The organism is Noviherbaspirillum pedocola (assembly GCF_016632335.1).
GTDB classification, from domain to species: Bacteria; Pseudomonadota; Gammaproteobacteria; order Burkholderiales; family Burkholderiaceae_D; genus Noviherbaspirillum_A; species Noviherbaspirillum_A pedocola.
In genome coordinates, this window is record NZ_JAEPBG010000055.1 from 1 (window position 1) to 6,518 (window position 6,518).

General features: G+C 47.4%; 4 protein-coding genes and 1 pseudogene. 3 read left to right on the forward strand and 2 right to left on the reverse strand.

Annotated features, from left to right (window positions below; genetic code table 11):
• Positions 1–515 precede the first annotated feature (515 nt).
• A complete protein-coding gene (locus JJB74_RS34320) occupies positions 516–1,211 on the reverse strand; it encodes a response regulator transcription factor (protein WP_200598734.1) in 696 nt (231 codons plus the stop codon).
• A gap of 277 nt (positions 1,212–1,488) precedes the next feature.
• On the opposite strand from JJB74_RS34320, the gene JJB74_RS32725 reads away from it, so the two are divergent.
• A complete protein-coding gene (locus JJB74_RS32725) occupies positions 1,489–2,316 on the forward strand; it encodes a response regulator transcription factor (protein WP_200598735.1) in 828 nt (275 codons plus the stop codon).
• On the opposite strand, the gene JJB74_RS32730 is transcribed toward JJB74_RS32725, so the two are convergent.
• Positions 2,313–3,071, reverse strand: a complete 759-nt coding sequence (locus tag JJB74_RS32730; protein ID WP_200598736.1) for an SDR family oxidoreductase — start codon at positions 3,069–3,071, stop codon at positions 2,313–2,315. The two genes, JJB74_RS32725 and JJB74_RS32730, sit on opposite strands and share 4 nt — an antisense overlap.
• 424 nt (positions 3,072–3,495) lie before the next feature.
• Between JJB74_RS32730 and JJB74_RS32735 the strand changes: the two are divergent.
• Positions 3,496–4,462 (forward strand): annotated as a pseudogene (locus JJB74_RS32735) (IS5 family transposase).
• A gap of 1,032 nt (positions 4,463–5,494) precedes the next feature.
• The gene (locus JJB74_RS32740; RefSeq protein WP_200598737.1) at positions 5,495–5,716 is read left to right on the forward strand and encodes a cold-shock protein; all 222 of its coding nucleotides are present in this window, start codon (positions 5,495–5,497) and stop codon (positions 5,714–5,716) included.
• The last annotated feature ends 802 nt before the right edge of the window (positions 5,717–6,518 follow it).

Genomic DNA, 6,518 nt, shown 5'->3' on the forward strand with positions numbered 1-6,518 from the left:
CCCGCACGCGCACCGCCCTCGACGAGGCGCTCAAACAAGCTATTGACCACATTACCGAGTCCGATGCCAAAAGCTGGTTCCAGCTCTGCGGTTATACCCTACATTAATTCGACAACCGCGCTAGAGGGTGTAGCCAAAACAGAACTTTCGACACTGTTACTCATGCGCTTTCAGAACTGTTTTTAAGAGGCGAGGAGGAAACGTGGCAGACCCAAGAATCTTGGCGAAGGCAATTTCGAAACGCTTCGGAAGTTCATTCGCGCCAATCCAACAACGCCGATGGATGAGCGTTGAAAGCAATGGGAGATCCATACCGGCCACAGGATAAGCCAACCAACGCTGAAGAAGGCGTTGGAAGAGGCCGGGATATCGCGTAAGAGCCGCCGGATCAGACCCCTACCCTCACTGACAAAGCGCCGGTTGAGGTCGAGCAATGGTAACCAGTGTGGTAGCGGAATTGGAAAAAGGTCATTCCATTTTTGCGTAACCGCCGGTGAAGCGAAGCCAATTAGTTACTATGCGCAGATTATCGCCTCGGTAAACACATAGCCTATTGAATGTACGACGCGTATAGGCTGGGAAAGTGGATATGCGCGATGCACTTTCCTTCGCAAGCGGCTAACAACTGCTTCAAGCCTTCGATTGTCGTAAGACAATGGGTCCTTTCCGAAAGCACTAGTGACAATGTCTCTTCTTCTGACTGGCTTTCCCGCATTCTTTGCAACGATTTGGATAAAGGAATGTTCGAGATGACTTAAAGTTATCTGCGCGCCTGACGGTGCAACCAAGCGCCATTCCGACTGCAAAAGTCGCCAGCATACTCGATCTGCGCTTGTGACAACTTGTTGCCGTCTACGTTCAATATTTCTCAGATAAACGGCTAGTTCCAGGATGTGTATCGGCCTTGGGAGAAAAATGTCTGCGCCACTGGAGAGCGCTTCAATTCGGTATGAAGCATCCTTCGGTAGACCTAGCGCAACTATTCCGATGTCTTGCGTGCTCTCATAACTACGGAGATGTCTTAACACTCTTTGGGCTTCTTCGGGGTCATTTTCAAGATCTAGAATAACGGAGTCAGTGGGAGCCCTGAGCAGTTCAAGATACAAGCATGTGCTATTTGTAGCACACACCGCAGCGAAACCCGCCGCATTTAGACCGCCGACGATGTCGGCATCCTCTTCGCAATCCCTTCCTAGCAAGACAATGCGCATAGCGTCCTGTCCAAGCGTGACCAAAGGTTAACAGAACCATAAGAGTGGTTACTACTATAAGTATATACGTTTAGAAACCAAGAGGTAAAACATTTTTTGGCTATATACAGTCACTATGCGCACAAACGTGCGTCATACAGATCCATTCATCAGGAAAAGTAGAAACTAGTCGTTTTCCTGAGAGCATTAAAAAAGAAAATTAACACGACGCATCAGAAATGTGGAAATCGAAGAGTGACCCGAGGGGCCCCACCGCAACAATGCTTAAGGATCTAGAATGAAAATTACGCTTAAAGTAGTCGGCGCCGAGCTTTTCGCTTCACTCAGCCGAGCCTTTGCGGAATCAGCCAAAACTTTTCCTCACATCATTTCGCAAGGCGAGCAATTCGAATGGGAACTTGTCCAGCTCAATCTAGTACGTCCGGAAAATTTGTTGAGCTATCCTGACACACCTTCAGTATTGCTGATCGACGCTCTAGATCCAAGTTATGTCGAAAGAATTCAATTGCTAGAAAAAAAGGAAATGACATTTATAAAAGATCCACCTTTTCTACCCATCGTCCTTTCGCCAATTCTTTTAGTTTTCCATTCACAACAGGATCTATCGGAAGCTACTGAGTTCCCAGATTTCGTAGCAGACTGGCTATGTCAGCCGTTTTCAGTGAGCGACTTGATCCGCAGAATGCTTGCTGCATTGAGAAGAAAAAACATCCTGAAAACCAAATGGCAATTCGGATCTTTAAGTCTCGTTCCCGACATGCGATTGATGGCTTACAATGGTAAGACTATCCATTTGACCCCCTCGGAGTTCGCACTTGCAGAGCTATTCCTTAATCAAATGGGAACAGTAATACCGACAAAAGAGTTAGTCCTTCTCTTTAAATCTAGTGGAAAATCAACTGAAGGCAGCAATATTCGGGTAACCATATTTCAATTGCGCTTGAAGTTAGAAATGCTCACACGCTCAAGATACACTCTAGCAAGCGTGTACAGGCAGGGCTATTGCCTCCGCACAAAATTTAAGCAATCCGCTGTGAAATCTGGCGAAAGGTACATTCAATCGAACAGCGATCGCTCAATTGCCGAGTCAAACATCCTTCGTTAGCCGCGCCCTATGAATGGCATCTTCGTTGCTAAGACGGTCATGAACTGCACATTTGCGTCAAGCGGAAGGCTCGCCATGTACATGACAGCCCTCACAACATTTTCGACGTCCATTGTGGGCTCAATTTCTATTCTCCCGTTTGGCTGAAGGATACCCTGCTCCATCTTTCTGGTCATATCGGTTACAGCATTGCCGATGTCGATCTGCCCACAAGCAATATTATATCTCCGTCCATCGAGTGAAGTCGCTTTCGTTAGCCCTGACATCGCATGCTTGCTGGCGGTATAAGGTGCTGAGCCTGGTCTTGGAGCATGAGCAGATATCGACCCATTGTTGATAATTCTCCCCCCTTGTGGGTCCTGTTGCCTCATTATTTTGAAGGCTTCCTTGGTGCAAAGAAATGCGCCAGTCAAATTGACGCTTAACGAAGCGTTCCAATTATCCAAAGTTACATCTTCCAAAGACGCGGCTGGCGCAAATATGCCCGCATTATTGAATAAAATATCGAGCCTACCAAAATGTCGCCTTGTTTCCTCGAAGAGCTTTATCACTTCATCCTCAACGGATACATCAGCATTGAAAACATAGGCTCGCCCTCGCAATCTTTCTGTATTCCGAGCGACTTTCTCCAGTTTTCCCCTATTTCGGCCGACTAGAACTACAGAACAACCTTCTTCTAGGAATGCCTCCGCAATAGCTTTGCCAATTCCTGATCCTGCGCCTGTCACCATCACAACCAAATTCGACTTAAACATTTCCCCTCCTGGGTTAAAAATACAATAATCTTTTCCACGACAAGCATTAATTTTATATCTCGCCGCTACTCTCTTTTAAGATTAAAATATTTAACTGGCATCCAAGAAACCAATACAGATGAGAAATATCTATTTCAAAATTGATAGATAAAGGCAAGAAAAATAACTTACCAAATCAGATTCATATTTCGACACAACATCTCTACCTATACAAAGTTCCTAGCCACTATACATTTTGCCACAATTAGGGTCCCTATTCTGCGGCAATCTATACACTCACGCGAGCTGAACATAACAGCAATCCTTTATTTAACAAATGTATATCTTAATATATTTAAGGGTGCGCTGACTTATTTGGGAGAAACGTTCTGAGGAGATGGCATTCTGCCAGGATGCGGCATGCCGTCTGGTGTGGAGCGACGCAATGCAATCAAGTTTTCCGGAACTGGAATATGCGAGCAAGATCAAGCTCACGCGGTGAGACCCGCTTTCTGGCTGAGCTCGAAGCAGTAAGCCGTGGGCCAAGTTGATTGCCGTGCTCGAACCGCATCAACCGAAAGGCGAAGGACGCGGTCGGCCGCCGATTGGACTTGCGCGCATGCTGCGCATGTATGTGGTGCAGCAATGCTCTGGCCTGTGCGATGAACGCAAGGAAGACGGCGTCTATGACAGCCAGGCGATTCGTGGCTTTATCGGCATCGACGTGACTGTGCATGTCGCTCCAGATGCCACGACGCTGTTGCAGTTCCGGCGATTGCTTGAGAAGCACACGCTAACTCAGGTGATGTTCAACACTATCAACGGCCACTTGGCCGAGAAGGCGCTGCTGCTCAAGGAAAGCACGGTTGTTGACGCGACCATCATCGCCGCGCCCTCATCAACGAAAAACCAGAGCGGTAAGCGCGATGCAAACATGCATCAGAGAGAAAAGGGTAAGACCTGGCACTTCGGCATGAACGCGCATATCGGTGTGGATGCCGATTCGCGCCTCGTTCATACGATAGTGACGACACTAGCCAATACCACGGACGTTACGCAGCCCCATGCCCTGTTGCACGGTGAAGAAACGCATGCCTTTGGTGATGCCGGCTGTACCGACGTGGCTAAGCGCGACGAGCATCCAGGCAGCGCCATGACATGGCATGTGACGATGTATCCCGGCAAACGGGATTTATTACCGGACGCGCCGTTGGGGCAGCTATTCGAGAAAATGGGGCAGGCCAAGGCTGGCGTGCGCCAAGGTCGAGCATCCGTTCCATGTCGTGAAGAACCCGTTCAAGAATCGCAGAATGCGTTACCGCAGTTTGGCCAAGAGCACGGCGCAGTTGCTGACGCTGTTTGACCTGTCCAAAAGGCGCTTAATGGCGTTACACGCTCAAAGTACGTCCTGAATGGGAAAGACCCACTAAGGTATAGAAAAATGCCAGCCAACCAAAAAAATCAGTCGTAATCGCCATGGATCGCAGCAAATCAGGCCAGTGTAACGACCCAACAAAAAAACCAAAACTTCAGTGCATCCTTAACAAATTTGCTTTGAAATAAATGCTCTCATGCAGTAGCCTCGCTCAATGTGATATCCGACACCAAGAAGTAAACTTATGTTGCACTCGGCCGTTTAGGCACACGGCATTTCAAAGTGAATGCTATGTCTCATTCCATAAATCTTATAATTAAACGTTCTTAGCAATATCGCGGCGTCACGCCGCACTTTCATACCGGGTTTGCGGATGATATTTAAGGCCGCCCCAAAGTCCTCGATTATCTTCTTACCCATAAAACTGTAATTCCGACTTCATCTTAACAATACTCGGTGGGTAGGCAGAAAAATATAAGCATCGCTTTACCTTCAACTATTTTTTGGTGATAATTTTAATTATCTATTTATCAAAGTCTGAGCATTCGAATCGCAAAATTTAATCGATCGTGCGATCCCGAAGAAATTGAATGGAAAATCTTTTACCTATGCTCAACTCCAACACTAGTGTGTCAACATCTTGGAAGAACCACCTTTTGTGGGATATCAAGGAAGTATCGTTGTGCCCGACGCCAATCGTGAGTGCAAAATAGTTTCAAATACGCAACAAAACATTCTCAATTTCAGAGGATTCCTCAACAATGCGGCTTAAATAGTCCCTTCGCTGAACCTCTCCTCAGCCAAGGGGACCCTCCGAGGTCACTGCATCACAAGAGACATACTTGACGCACTTGACCCACATACTCAGCGTCTGATTTTTAGCAATCTCGCACTTGATTCAACAAATTTCTTGACCAAGCCAAACTTTCAAGTCAACAATCTGTAACTGTTGGTATATGTTCGCAGGAACACCAAGAACCAACAGGAGGATTCAGCAGAAACACAGCCTTTTCGGCCTTGCAAGGCTGGCTCGGAATCCATTTCAAGACTTGATTTGGGAAATGCGCAAATGGCAACTGGCACAGTCAAATGGTTCAATGATTCCAAGGGGTTCGGTTTCATTACCCCTGATGGAGGTGGTGAAGATTTATTCGTACACTATTCAGCAATACAAATGCCGGGTTTCAAGACGCTAAAGGAAGGTCAGCGCGTTGAGTTCGATCCCATCCAAGGCGCAAAAGGAAAACAAGCATCAAATATACGAATGTTTCTTCCTACAGCAGTCGACTAGGTAGATCCGTATCTTCGCTCGACATCGCGTTTGAATAGAAAGGGCTGAGTATATATCGATACCTTCGGGCAACAATTTCTGACGAACGTATACTCAGCTCGACCTTTCCTGACAAAACGATTTCCTTTTGAGCGATCATCCTTGGCCGTGCGGCCGACATGCCGTTCCCGGCCAGGGCAGCCAATTTCCAATATGTCGTCACGATGGTTCAGCAATCCCTACCGTCTCGTTGTCCCTACTTAGCGTCACACACCTCAAGCATCACCGTTAACGCACTAATGACTGCACAAATCTCCTTTAGCGAAATTAACGACGCATCCTAAACCTCAGCAATAAAAGGCGTCTGGAAGTGGGTGCTTTTTACCTCCACATATTATCTTTACGAAACACTTACTTGCATCGCATAGTACCCGTCATGAGTAAGCGCCCTATAACTATTCGGCACTCACGAAGTTGGAAAGCGATTTGCACCTCAGCCTCCACCAGCATTTGCTCTCCAAGAAGCGTGATCCGCGCCTGCCTCACGCTCATCGATCGCTTTTACAACGTCTGGATAGAAAACCGAATACTACCGTACGCCTTCGCGACGCCAAGGCTGTGGAACCACTTCGATGTAGTTGCTGATAGCGGCAGCAATTGGCTGCAAAGACAGGCCGGCCTGATACGCAATCCGCACTAACGCGGTTGTCGGAATGCTAGACGGAGGAATGTAGAGGAATTAAAGCGGTCTAACCATAAGCTTCGCCACCTTGAGGAGGCCATCATGGGCGCTGCTTATTCCGTGGATCTACGACGCAAAGTT